The sequence below is a fragment of the Sphaerisporangium melleum genome, from assembly GCF_014646695.1.
Lineage (GTDB): Bacteria > Actinomycetota > Actinomycetes > Streptosporangiales > Streptosporangiaceae > Sphaerisporangium > Sphaerisporangium melleum.
Map to the genome: position 1 here is coordinate 5,060 of NZ_BMNT01000075.1, position 11,708 is coordinate 16,767.

Annotated in this window: 12 protein-coding genes and 3 pseudogenes; 3 read left to right on the forward strand and 12 right to left on the reverse strand. The window is 67.4% G+C overall.

The window, feature by feature from the left end; translation table 11 throughout:
* From IEY93_RS36405 to IEY93_RS36425, 4 genes and pseudogenes are all read right to left on the reverse strand, one after another.
* Positions 1-373 (reverse strand): annotated as a pseudogene (locus IEY93_RS36405) (hypothetical protein); the annotation flags it as partial.
* Positions 345-1,109, reverse strand: coding sequence for a DUF6879 family protein (locus IEY93_RS36410; protein ID WP_203968281.1), 765 nt, complete (start codon positions 1,107-1,109; stop codon positions 345-347). The gene IEY93_RS36410 and the pseudogene IEY93_RS36405, both read right to left, overlap by 29 nt.
* Positions 1,109-1,231 carry a hypothetical protein gene (locus IEY93_RS39485; protein ID WP_268241607.1) on the reverse strand — a complete coding sequence of 41 codons (123 nt, stop codon included), beginning with the start codon at positions 1,229-1,231 and terminating at the stop codon, positions 1,109-1,111. Before IEY93_RS39485 ends, IEY93_RS36410 begins: the two co-directional genes overlap by 1 nt.
* Positions 1,232-1,919: 688 nt before the next feature.
* Positions 1,920-2,237: a YciI family protein gene (locus IEY93_RS36425; RefSeq protein ID WP_189167727.1), complete on the reverse strand. Its 318-nt coding sequence runs from the start codon at positions 2,235-2,237 to the stop codon at positions 1,920-1,922.
* A 229-nt stretch (positions 2,238-2,466) separates the two neighbouring features.
* Between IEY93_RS36425 and IEY93_RS36430 the strand changes: the two genes are divergently transcribed.
* Positions 2,467-3,240 carry a nuclease-related domain-containing protein gene (locus IEY93_RS36430; protein ID WP_189167728.1) on the forward strand — a complete coding sequence of 258 codons (774 nt, stop codon included), beginning with the start codon at positions 2,467-2,469 and terminating at the stop codon, positions 3,238-3,240.
* 205 nt (positions 3,241-3,445) lie between these two features.
* On the opposite strand, the pseudogene IEY93_RS36435 reads toward IEY93_RS36430, so the two are convergent.
* Positions 3,446-3,952: pseudogene (locus tag IEY93_RS36435) on the reverse strand (transposase); the annotation flags it as partial.
* Positions 3,953-4,274: 322 nt separating this feature from the next.
* A complete protein-coding gene (locus tag IEY93_RS39905; RefSeq protein ID WP_373291556.1) occupies positions 4,275-4,709 on the reverse strand; it encodes a peptidase inhibitor family I36 protein in 435 nt (144 codons plus the stop codon).
* 294 nt (positions 4,710-5,003) lie between these two features.
* Here IEY93_RS39905 and IEY93_RS36445 point away from each other — a divergent pair.
* A pseudogene (locus IEY93_RS36445) lies at positions 5,004-5,120 on the forward strand (IS5/IS1182 family transposase); the annotation flags it as partial.
* A gap of 441 nt (positions 5,121-5,561) precedes the next feature.
* Here IEY93_RS36445 and IEY93_RS39035 read toward each other — a convergent pair.
* From IEY93_RS39035 to IEY93_RS36460, 3 genes are all read right to left on the reverse strand, one after another.
* Positions 5,562-5,837, reverse strand: a complete 276-nt coding sequence (locus IEY93_RS39035) for a hypothetical protein (protein WP_203968280.1) — start codon at positions 5,835-5,837, stop codon at positions 5,562-5,564.
* 96 nt (positions 5,838-5,933) lie between these two features.
* Positions 5,934-6,794 carry a methyltransferase, FxLD system gene (gene fxlM, locus IEY93_RS36455; protein ID WP_203968278.1) on the reverse strand — a complete coding sequence of 287 codons (861 nt, stop codon included), beginning with the start codon at positions 6,792-6,794 and terminating at the stop codon, positions 5,934-5,936.
* Positions 6,795-6,941: 147 nt separating this feature from the next.
* Complete coding sequence (locus IEY93_RS36460; protein ID WP_189167731.1) at positions 6,942-7,733, reverse strand: ArsR/SmtB family transcription factor; 792 nt, start codon at positions 7,731-7,733, stop codon at positions 6,942-6,944.
* A 250-nt stretch (positions 7,734-7,983) separates the two neighbouring features.
* On the opposite strand from IEY93_RS36460, the gene IEY93_RS36465 reads away from it, so the two are divergent.
* Entirely contained in the window at positions 7,984-8,757 is a 774-nt protein-coding gene (locus IEY93_RS36465) for a class I SAM-dependent methyltransferase (RefSeq protein WP_189167732.1), read from the forward strand.
* A 220-nt stretch (positions 8,758-8,977) separates the two neighbouring features.
* Here the strand turns inward: IEY93_RS36465 and IEY93_RS36470 are convergent, their stop codons facing one another.
* From IEY93_RS36470 to IEY93_RS36480, 3 genes are all read right to left on the reverse strand, one after another.
* Complete coding sequence (locus tag IEY93_RS36470) at positions 8,978-9,328, reverse strand: UBP-type zinc finger domain-containing protein (protein WP_189167733.1); 351 nt, start codon at positions 9,326-9,328, stop codon at positions 8,978-8,980.
* A 480-nt stretch (positions 9,329-9,808) separates the two neighbouring features.
* Positions 9,809-11,029 (reverse strand): methyltransferase, FxLD system, encoded by a 1,221-nt coding sequence (gene fxlM / locus IEY93_RS36475; protein WP_229691765.1) that lies wholly within the window; start codon positions 11,027-11,029, stop codon positions 9,809-9,811.
* A gap of 73 nt (positions 11,030-11,102) precedes the next feature.
* Positions 11,103-11,708: methyltransferase domain-containing protein (locus IEY93_RS36480; protein WP_506344926.1), on the reverse strand; the 606-nt coding region annotated here is incomplete at its 5' end.

Genomic DNA, 11,708 nt, shown 5'->3' on the forward strand with positions numbered 1-11,708 from the left:
CCATGGCGGCCTCGGTACTGAACTCCCGGCCGGGATGGACGCCGAGCAGCCGGAAGGCCCGCTGCGATTCGGGGCAAAGCGCGTGGTAGGACCAGGAGAACGCCGCACGCACGCCGCTGAGTGCGGCGTCCTCGCAGAATGCACGGAAACCGGGCCTGTGTTGTTCCGCTTCGAGTTCTGCGACAAGGTCCGCGAGCGCGAGCCCCGGCCGATCCACCGCACGCGCCGCCACGACGCGCAGCACCAGCGGACGGTGCCCGCACAGGTCGGCGATGCGGACGGCGGCCTGCGGCTCCGCCGTGACGCGACCCGTACCGATCGCTTCCTCCAGCAGGGCTACGGCGTCAGCAGGACTGAGCACGTCCAGCGCCACTCGAACCGCCCTTTCGCTTGCCACCAACCCTGGCGACCACTTTCTTCCGGTAAGCACAACAGGAATTCACGCGACATCGCAGCGAGCAGCCGGACGGTAGGCGTGACGACGGCTTCGCGGAGCGCCTGATCATCGCCGACGAACGAATGGAACAGCGCCGGGCGATCTGCCGGCGGCACAGGGATAAGCTGCCGCATTTCGCCGCGAAAACGGCGAACGAAATTGACCGGTACACCGCCATGTCCCGCCAATAATTGGCTTGGACGATCTCGCCGGGATCGTCCACGATCTCCGCCGCCTCGAATGTGCCATCCTCCCGATAATGCATCGCGACGAGGATGGACGAGTCGAAGAGCCAGTAGTCATGGCGAGGAAGTCCCTCGGGCCATTCGCCGGAGGGCACGGGGATGAGTCGCACGTCTTCTCCGGCCGGCACCGTGTGCGCGTACGCCCAGGCGCACTCGAAGCGTACGTAGTCGGAGAGGGGCTCCTCCACCACGTGGACCCGGTGCAGGAGCCTGCCGGAGTGCCGCGCGGGCCGGACCGTTCTCTCGATCCACTGGGCGATCCCCGGGAACTCCCCGCGCCGCCGGCCGTTCAGGAACAGGTCGAACTCCGCCTTCTCGTAGGAGACGTCGTAGCGCTGCAGCGACTCCAGCCGGTAGGCGGTGAAGCGGAACTCGGCGAAGAAGCGGTTGAACTCCGCGTCGTCCAGAGAGCGGAACACTCGCCCCACTAGTCGGCCTCCTTGGCACGTAGCCGCTCGACGGCGTCCAGGAGCACCTCGGGGTCGATCCGCAGAGCGACCTCACCTGGCAGTACGTTGACGAGGTTGGCGAAAGTGTCCTGATCGACCATCGGCCCTTGCACTACGATCTGTCCGTTCTCCGCTAAATAGATGGCCGGACAGCCATTGGCCCCAGACTTCTGATCCTTGCACAGCATTTCAAGCCGCATGGAGACCTCCAGGAGATCAGAAAATTATTCGCAATCTATCTCCGAGGGACTTGCCGGTCAACCACAATGAATGGATAGGCCGTAATGTGAAATACATGCACCACCGACCTCTCCGTCCACGACACAGCCCTTATCTCCAGCTCTCTTCCGGCGACCAGACCCTGACGTCCACTGCCCACCTACAGGGTTGGACCTGGACAACCTGTCCGGCAGATCCGCGCGGTGCTCAGCCGGTGGGCCAGGAGATCGTGACAAGACCGTGGGTCTTGTAGAGGACCGCCGTACCTTCGGGGCGAAACGGCACTTGGGCGCGGATCCTGAGGGAGTCGCAGGCCAGAGCAGATGCCAAGGATCTGATCATCTGGGAAGTGAGCGTGAATCCACGATTACCCGCGCGCAGAACCGGGGCAGCAGAGGCGGCCGGCCGCACACGTTCTGCAAGATCGACTACCGTGAGCGTCACGCCGTGGAATGCGGCGTCAACCGGCTCAAACCCCACCGGGCTGTCGCGACCAGGTACGACAACCTCGCCGTCCGCTACGCAGCCACCGTGACCATCGCCGTCATCAACGAGCGGCGGTAACCGCCATCAGCCGCGCACCCGAGACTGCTCAACCTGGAGCACCGCGGCCAGTGCCGGGTGCACCCGCCCCACATCGATTGTCGTGACCGTGTACTTGGCGACGCCGGCCACAACAAACGGATCCTCCGCAGCTATTCGCTCAGCAGCCACACGGTCAACGCCGCGCGCCACGATGGCTCCACCAAGGGCCGAGGGCACCGTCTGCCCCGACAGCAAGAACGTGCCATCGCGATGATGACGTTCCAGGAACTCGACATGAGCAGCGACGTATGGCCCAGCCTCCCGCTCTGACGTCGTGTACTGCAGCAACAACACGTGCAGCATCCCGCTCCCCCAGATCTCCCCTCGGCGATCGGCACATCATCGCACTCGTTGATCCGTTTTTGACACAGGCCTTAGTCGATCAATAGTGCGACGGTGCCCCTGGGCGCTCTGTACTACCTGGTAGGGATCGGAATTTCTCGTTCCCGTGACGCGAGTGCCTGCGACTTGTCAGGGCGTCGTCGTACCGTGAGGGCGCGCACGTGTCTCCCTCGACTCCCCGGAGGTCGCCGTGGCCCGCTCCTCCCGCTCCCTGTCCGGGGCCGGCGCCTCGGCGCACGCCCGGTACCGCGCCGAGTGGCAGGCGGGCCGCACCCGGCGCCTGGTGGTGCGCGCCGCGTTGACCGTGGCTGCCTTCGTCGTGGTGACCTTCCTCCTCAACTGGCTCGCGGGCTTGGTCGTCGCGGTGGTGGTCGCGGTCGCCGACACGGTCCAGCGGTGGCGCCGGCATGAGGCGGTCCGCTCGTGGAGGCAGGGCGCCAAGGGGGAACGGAAGACGGCCCGCCGGTTGCGCCGCCTGGAGCGAGCCGGCCACCTGGTGCTGCATGACCGCGCGCTGCCGCGGGGCCGCGCCAATGTCGACCACCTGGTGATCGGCGCGTGCGGGGTGTTCGTCGTGGACACCAAGAACTGGAACGCCAACCGGCGGATCACCAAGGGGGGACGCGGGGTCAAGATCGGACGGCAGTGGGGGCCGGATGCCGTGCGCAGCGTGATCTATGAGGCCAAAGCGGTCTCCGAGGCATTGAGCCGCGCGGTCGGCGGCCCGGTCGAGGTCACGCCCCTGCTGGCCGTTCATGGCCCACACGTGCCCCTGCGAGGGATCAACATCGACGGAGTGCGGATGCTGCGCGCCTCGATGGTGCCAGGCTGGATCACCCGCCGCGGGCCGCGACTGGCCCCGGCCACCGAGACCCGCCTACGCGAGATCGCACCCACGTTGTTCCGGTCCTACGAACAGCAAACGCCACCGGAACACGGCAAATCGGAGCCGCCGAGCCCCTGACCTGCGGCGTGCAAGCCCGTCGCAGGCGGTCCAGAACCACGTTTCCGGACCACCACACCTTGACTACTGCCCTCAAGGGGATTCGATCTGCCCTTCAGCGGTCAACCCGAAACGGGTAAGACGCTCACCACCATCCAGGTCCCCCACCCTCTCCCGCATCCCGGCCAGCCTCCACAGCGCCTCGGTGTTGCCGGCGTCGGCGGCCGGTGTGTTTCCAGGTCGGGGCCGCGTGTTGTTTGTCGGAGTGCGCGATCACGATGGTGGCGTCCAGGTCCACCGGGATCAGCGTTCCGTCCGCTCCCGGGGCCTGGTCACCTGCCAGTGTCCATGCCCTGGCCCGGGCCGCCGCCCGAGCGGCGCGGATCGCCCGCAACGCTTTCGGCCCAGCGTCGGCGAGGGTCGTGATCAGCCGTGACGCCGTCGGATCGGAGGCCACCGGCCCGAACAACTCCGGCGAGGACCGCAGCACCGCGATGTCGGCCAGGCAGTCCCCGCCCAGAGCGAGGGTTATGGCCAGATCTGCCACGATCTTCCCGGGATCGTGCAACGCCCGCGGCGCACGCCACCGCGCCAGCGCCTGCGCCTGCGACAGGCCCTCGCCCAGGCCGGTCACCCGCAGTGTCTCCAGCAGAAGCAGGCCGCCAGCCTGGCGAACAATTCCTCTGCCGTCGGCAGACACGACGATCTTGGGGCGGGAAGCGATAGACTGCACGCGAAAAGTGCCTCTCGAACTGGTGTGGATGGACCCTCAGCAAGTCCAATTCTCCCAGCTCAAGGCACTTTTCTCATATAAACGATCAACCTGGGCCGAACACGTCACGAAATCCCGAGGCTAGACCGACAGCCCCAAATGCCGTCGGCCTGCTAGGATGGGGAGCTTGCCGAAGTTCGCCCGCAGAAAAGGCATAGCACCTGTCGAGAGTCCGTGTCCTGACTGCAGGCGACCTCTGCCGACATGGCCTCGTTCTATATTACTTGCCGTCGCAGCGCCTGCAGTGGTGTCGATCATTCCTGTGGCAGTGGCAAGCGGCCTATCACCAGCAAGTGTAGCGCTCCCATCGGTGAGATCGGACCGATCCGTCGATTCTACTTTCCCGCGTTCCCTGGGGATAGCACACCATCCAACCCGAGTAGTCTGCATTGTCATAGAGTGTGACGCCCCAGTAGCTTGAGCTCGTACCCCTGTTATATATCGACTTATAGGGTCGGCTATCAACCCAGGAGCAGATGTCGGGGCTGCTGTACCAATCATTGTCGGCGTTCGACCACGCACACCGATTTCCAGTTCCGTTATAGCCGTCCCAGATGCAGAGGTGACCGCTGGGGCAGTCCCACGCGGCCATAGATGTTGAGCTGCCTGAGGACGCAGCGAAGGCGCCGGTCGGTAATGCAGCCGCTGCGGTTCCACCCATCAGCATGATAATGATGACTGTGATTCTCGCCAGCGTTAATGTTTTCTGCTTCCACATGTAGCCCCTCCCAAGATACGTTGACGGATCGAGATTCCTACCCTCCGAGAAGTAGAACACAGAGGCAACTCTCGTTCAATCAGATCGAGGCCAGGTAACAGCATCATGTCGCCGAGGTACGGCGTGATGCGCTTGAACCGCTCCGGGTCTAATGGAGGCTCTGGTGTTCCCCGGGTTCTATGGAGGTAGATTGAGCCTTTTTCATCCCGCCGTCGCAGGTCGGGGACCTCGAATGGCGTCTGGTAGCTGATCGACGAATAGAGAAGCCCCTGGTAGAAGGGTTGTCGACCAAGATCAACCTATGCCTTCGTGGTACTCGACGGAACGCTCATCCCGATCGACCGGTTGGCCGCCGATCGGCCCTACTACTCCAGCAAGAACCGCATGCACGGTATGAACATCCAGGTCATCGGAGCCCGGACGGCGCCGGTGCCCATCCCCTGGGACTGCGCCGACGGCTTCCTCGAGGCCTACTGGCGCCGGCCGGAGGCGTACTTGGACGATAGTGTCCGCCGCGGCATATCGGTCTGGGCCGCGCTCGGCCCGGACATCGAGCAACGCGCGGTGCGCACCCTCCGCGACCTCACCTCCGGCCGAAGGGCCGAACGCAACCGAGACCTCCTCGATCTCGACACAGCAGAGCTCGGCCTCCGCCTACTGATCGCCTGAACTACCGCCAAAGCTGGACGCCACTTCCCTGGAATTCTCCGCCATCCAGCTCGAACTCGCCCTCGGCCACGAGGTTTTGGAGGTCCGGAACACCGGTTGTGTCGAGACGCGGCGATGGAGCCATCGGATCGCACTGCCCATGAACAGAGTTGGGTGTGGGCATCCTGTCCAGCAGGTCGATGCTCAATCCGTGGGCCAGGAGATCATGACAAGACCATTGGTCTTGTTGAGGACGGCCGTACCTTCGGACAGATGGAGGGGGGCGGTGCCGGTCGGCCAGTACGCGAAGGTGGGCTCCGGCCGGTTTCTCGCCAGTTCATGCCATGCCTGGATCTGTTCCACCATCGCCCTGGCCGCCTTCTGGCCGCGCCGGCCGTAGGCACGCGCGCCGAACTCCGCGCCCATGCCTTCCAGTGCGGGCCGCATCGACAGGTAGGCGAAGGAGCCGCCGCGCACCACGGCGAAGGGGAACCACGACTTGCGCTCCTGGGCCAGCTCGGTGCCGTCCTCGGCGGCCAGCCTGCAGAATCCGGGGAGGAAGCCGGCGAACCACAGTTACAGGTCGGCGAACGACACCCCGTTCTTGATCGTGACGCCGGACCACACCTCACCGCGCGGGCCGGCCAGGACGCCGTCCAGCAGGGCGGGATCGTCCGGGGCTCCGTCATCGAAAGTGAGCGTGACGACGCGGCCGTGGGGGTCGGACAGTCGGAGCTCCCGATCGACGTGCGCACCTGCTCCCCGCATGGAGACGAACCCGCACACCACAGCAGAAGTACTGACCAGCTGGGCGCCCGCGCGGCGGAACGCTATGGAGCGGCTGACGCCGTTCATCCGCAGCGGCACCACGAGCGTGCCGTGGGCGGCCAACTGCCGCAGCCAGGCGGGCGGCAGGTCCCACGCACCCACCGTGACGATGATCGCGTCGAAGAGCCCGAACTCGGAGATCTCGTGGCCGGCGTCGGTCGTGATCACTGTGGCGCGATCGCCGTACCCCGCGGCGCGGAGCAACGCAGTGGCGCGCTCGGTCACCTCAGGGTCGATGTCCACGCTGACGACCTGTCCATCCGGCCCGACGACTTCGGCCAGCAACGCGGCGTTGTAGCCTCCTGAGCCGACCTCCAGCACGCTCATACCCGGTTTCAGTTCGGCCTGCTCGATCATCGCCACCTGGACGTACGCAGCGCTGACCGAGGAGACGGCGACGCCGCGCTCGTCCCGCTTGGTCACCACCGCGCGGTCGACCTGGTACGTGACGTCCAGCGGCGTACCGGCCGGCACGAACGCGTGCCGAGGCACGGCACGGAACGCCGCCTCGACCCGGGCCGACCTCAGGTACCCGGCCGCGAGGAGTTCACCGGCGAGCTTGTCCCGCAGCTCAGCGGCCCGAGCTTCGTCCTGCGTCTCGTCTCGCACGAATGGTCTCCCTGCTGTCCGCCGTCCGGTCGGCAGCTTACGGAGAAGGGCGGCGCCGCACCCGCTTTTCCGCCGGCGAGCTGGTCACGCACCGGTTCCGCGGCCGCGCTCCGGTTCTCCGACGTCGGCGAGCCGGGAGCGGGGAGGTCAGGCATCGGCTGGGAGGGGTTCGCCGGTTTCCAGGAGCGTCTTCAGGCTCGCCACGACGTTCGGCCAGCCGTGGCTGACCATCTGCGCCAGGCTGGATTCGGGCTCGAAGCCGTCGTGTACGACGGTGAGCTTCACGACCTGGGCGGCCTCCTCGATCGTGAAGGTGACCTTCGAGCGGGCCTCGCCGGACAGCCGGGTGAGCATCTCGTCGTCCCAGCCGAAGCGCTTGGCGAGCTCGGGGGTGATGGCGTGCCAGGTGTAGGAGAGCCGGCTGTAGGGCTCGGCCTCCAGCACGACCTGCTCCGGGTCACTGATCAGCACGCCGTGGTTGTCCCAGGTCATCGGCGAGCCGGCGGCCCAGTCCGTGGTGAACTCGGTGGCCCAGTAGCGGCGGGTGAAGGCGGGCTCGGTCAGCGCCTGCCAGAGCTTCTGCGGGGTGGTGCGGATGTAGGTGGTGTAGACGAAGGTCGGCGCGTCCATCGGGGTCTCCTCCAGGGCGAGTTTCAGGTCCGCCAGGGCTTGGACTCTGGCGCGGTCGTAGCGGCTGATCCACCGGTGGGCGATCTCGTGCACGGGCGCGGCGTTGAGGTAGTGCAGCTTCTCCCGGCCGCGCCGCACGGTGGCGACGAGCCCGGCCTCCTCCAGCACCGCGAGGTGCTTGCTGACGGACTGCCTGGCCATGTCGAGCCCGGCGCACAGCTCGCGCAGCGTCTGCCCGTTGCGGGCGTTGAGCGAGTCGAGCAGAGCGCGCCGGCTCGGATCGGCCAGTGCCTTGAACACCTCGTCCATGCCCGCCTTCGTTCCCCGGTCGCCAGCTGATATGCAGCCTTTCGGCTGCCTAAATTAGGCAGCCATCTGGCTGCCTGTCAAGACGGAGGAGCCGATCGTCCCGATGTACGGCCTCGCAGGTACCGTTGACGCCCCACGTCAGCGTGGCTTATCCAGCACGACGACCTTCACGTCCCCGGTCCGCTCACTATGGTGAAAGAGTGATCAAGCGACGCGCCGCCCCGAGCACTGGGACGGCGCGGAGACGACGATGGTGACGGCCAGAGAGGCGGAGTCCATGTCCGGCGGGCAGTTGTACGACACCATCGGCGCCACCTACACCGTGACGCGGCGTACCGAACCGCGCATCGCCGCGCAGATCTGGGCCGCGCTCGGCGACGCCCGGACCGTACTGAACGTCGGGGCGGGCACCGGGTCCTACGAGCCCTCCGACCGCTACGTCCTGGCAGTGGAACCATCGGCGCTCATGCGTTCGCAGCGCCCCGCGGACGCCGCGCCCTGCCTGATCGGATTCGCCGAGAAGCTGCCGTTCGACGACCGGTCGTTCGACGCCGCGATGGCCATCGCCTCGATTCACCACTGGCAGGACCTGATCGCCGGTCTGCGCGAGCTGCGGCGGGTCGCTCGCCGCGTGGTGGTGTTCACGCACGACACCAGTGACGCCGGATGGCTGCACCGGTTCTGGCTCACCCGCGACTACCTGCCCGAGGTCGCGAACCTTCTTACCGGCCGGCCTTCGGTGACCGAGCTGGCCGAGGCGATCGGAGCCCGCATCGAACCGGTGCCCATCCCGTGGGACTGCGCCGACGGCTTCCTCGAGGCCTACTGGCGCCGGCCGGAGGCGTACCTGGACGAGAACGTCCGCCGCGGGATTTCGGTCTGGGCCGCGCTCGGCCCGGACGCCGAGCAGCGCGCGGTGCGCAGCCTTCGCGACGACCTCGCCTCCGGCCGCTGGGCCGAACGCAACCGCGACCTCCTCGAACTCAACGAGGCAGAACTCGGCCTCCGCCTACTGATCGCCTGAACCCCACTGCGGCCCAGCGTCTCCTCACCGTCTCCGATGGGACGAGGAGACGCCGGACCGCGGTGTCCCGTTCCTGTCCAGGAAGCCGGCCGGCGTGGTCTTCGTACTCTGACGTGCGCTCGGCGATCGAGACGAGCCCTGCCCTCCAGCAGGACTCTCGCTCACGCTGGATCGCGTTCCCGGGCCGCCACGCCCCGGCTCATCGGGGAAAGCGCTCTGGTCACCGGTGCAAGTGGTCGACCCAGTCGGCGGGCACGCTGCCGGCCGGGCCAGGTACCCCCTGCTCCTCCGGGTGGTGGGTGGGCGCGGCGAGTGCGGGGCCGCTGTCGTACATCACCTTCTCGACGTAGTCCCAGAACCAGTCCTCGCCAGGTTCGAAGCTGGTGACGAACCGGTGGCCGGTGGCGGCGGCGTGCGCGCTGGCGTGCTGGCTGGGCGAGGAGTCGCAGCAGCCGATGTGTCCGCACTGGGCGCAACGCCGCAGGTGGAACCACCAGCCTGAGGGTTGTGACGCTTCGCAGTCGGCACAGCCCGTACCGCTGGGCGGCACGCTGGGGTCGATTCCCTCCATGATTCTCCTTCATCTTCGGTCGGGTGCAGGGTGGTGAGGATGATCGGGGCAGGTGGGTCACGCATCCACATCGGCCGATTCTTCAGCAGGCCACGCTTGGGGGAAAGGTGCCTATTGGTCCTGACGGCTTCTACTGGAAGTCGTGACGCCGGCCCTCAGTGATCAGGCGGGTCGTGGCATTCGACGAAGCCGCGGCAGGCGCTTCACCGTGCTCAGCCGTCGGACAGCCGCACGAGGTCCTGCCCGAGCAGTGGTCCGGCCGGGACCTGATGCGGCCTGCGAAAGGACTCCATGTCTGGTTCGTGCCCCCACCCCTCACACTGCGCGCCTGGGAGGCACGCCTGGGCGAGAATGCCCGTCGCGGGGGCTCCGCCTGGCCGGAGTCGGGCCGGACGGCGGGTCAGCGATGGAGCCATCTGATCACACTCCTCATGTACAGGGTCGGGTGTGGGCCTCCTGCCCAGCAGGTTTGAGCGATGCTCAGCCCGTGGGCCAGGAGATCGTGACAAGACCGTTGGTCTTGTTGAGTACAGCCGTACATTCAGGCAGGTGGACAGGAGTGGTACCGGTCGGCCAGTACGCGAACGTGGGCTCCGGACGGTTCCTGGACAGGTCGTTCCATGCCTGGATCTGGTCCACCATCGCCCTGGCGGCCTCGTGGCCGTGCCGACCGTAGGCGCGGGCGCCGAACTCCACGCCCGTACCATCCAGCGCGGGCCGCACCGACAGATAGGCGAAGGAGTCGCCGCGCACCACGGCGAAGGGGAACCACGTCTTGCGCTCCTGAGCCGGCTCGGTGCCGTCCTCGGCAGCCAGCTTGCAGAACCCGGGGAGGAAGCCGGCGAACCACAGGTGCAGGTCGGCGAACGACACGCCGTGCCTGATCGTGACGCCGGACCATACCTCGGCGCGCGGGCCGGCCAGGACGCCGTCCAGCAGCGCGGGATCGTCCGGGGCGCCGTCGTCGAAGCCGAGCGTGACGACGCGGCCCTCGGCGTCGGGGAGCCGGAACTCCCGGTTGGCGTGCGCGCCGACTCCCCGCATGGGGACGAACCCGCACACCACGGCGGAGGTACTGATCAGGTGGGCATCCGAGCGGCGGAAGGCGATGGAGCGGCTGACGCCGTTCATCCGCAATGGCACCACGAGCGTGCCATGGGCGGCCAACTGGCCCAGCCAGGCGGGAGACAGGTCCCACGCGCCGACCGTCACGATGATCGCGTCGAACGACCCCCACCCGGAGATCTCGCGACCGGCGTCAGCCGTGAGCACCGTCACCCGGTCGCCGTACCCGGCGGCGTGCAGCAGCGCAGTGGCGCGCTCGGTCACCTCAGGGTCGATGTCCACGCTGACGACCTGTCCATCCGGCCCGACGACTTCGGCCAGCAACGCGGCGTTGTAGCCTCCTGAGCCGACCTCCAGCACGCTCATGCCCGGTTTCAGTTCGGCCTGTTCGATCATCGCCACCTGGACGTACGCAGCGCTGACCGAGGAGACGGCGCCGCCGCGCTCGTCCCGCTTGGTCACCACCGCGCGGTCGACCTGGTACGTGACGTCCAGCGGCGTACCGGCCGGCACGAACGCGTGCCGAGGCACGGCACGGAACGCCGCCTCGAGCCGGGCCGACCTCAGATACCCGGCCGCGAGGAGTTCACCGGCGAGCTTGTCCCGCAGCTCAGCGGCCCGAGCCTCGTCTCGCACGGACAACCTCCTTGCTGTGCCTCTTGTGATCGGCGGCTTCGGGAGTGGGATTGGTGCAGTCCTCCCTCCTCGCTCAGACGGGCAGATCCCAACTCGGCCCGTCGGGTTCGCCCAGCCAGACGTACTGACGATCCGAGGTGACGGTGAGGCCGTACGCGGACTGGTGCGGGGAGCCCGCGTTCTGCCAGACCAGCACGGCGTGCTCGACCGCATCCCACAGCCGCAGCGGCCCGCGCTGGCGGACCGTCCAGCCACCTGCCGGGTCGGGCCGGGTGACGGCCTGCGAACCAGTGGCCACGTCCCACAGGATGACCTCGTCGCCACCGCCCAGTCGCACCGCCGACGGCGCGCCGAGCTGTGCCACGAACAGCCCGGCCGGGTCATCCAGGACTCGCGGGTCCACCCGGCTCTCCCGCACCTCCCCGCCCGCGAGATAGGGAGAGGCCACCGGCGGCGGGCCGTGCGGGCGGGCGGTCATGAAGTAGATGTCCTCTTCGAGGAACCGCCCACTCGCCGTACCGTCATCGCCCAGTGTGAGATGCGCGAACGCGGCTCCGCGCATCCACCCGGTCAGCGGAGCGGTGATCGTCCCGCCGTCGCGGACCTGCCACATCCACGGCATCGGCACGTAGCGCACCGAGCAGGTGGCGATCAGCCGGTCATACTCGGCGTTCTTCTC